At 45.9% G+C, this 233-nt stretch carries 1 rRNA gene; it reads left to right on the top strand.

The features are described from left to right. Window positions 1–143 precede the first annotated feature (143 nt). Window positions 144–233 (top strand): 5S ribosomal RNA (gene rrf, locus Q8G36_RS28940); the annotation flags it as partial.

Raw genomic sequence — 233 nt, 5'->3', positions numbered from 1 at the left:
ATCAGGTTGATAGGTCAGAGGTGGAAGCGTGGCGACATGTGGAGCTGACTGATACTAATAGATCGAGGACTTAACCAACGCTTTAAAAAAATGAAATACCTTCTTATATTATCTAGTTTTGAAGGAACAACGTTCCTTTCATGTTTGGTGGCGATAGCGAAGAGGTCACACCCGTTCCCATTCCGAACACGGCAGTTAAGCTCTTCAGCGCCGATGGTAGTTGGGGGTTTCCC

Source organism: Peribacillus frigoritolerans (assembly GCF_030676415.1).
GTDB lineage: Bacteria > Bacillota > Bacilli > Bacillales > DSM-1321 > Peribacillus > Peribacillus frigoritolerans_A.
This window is presented reverse-complemented; position numbering and strand designations above follow the sequence as displayed.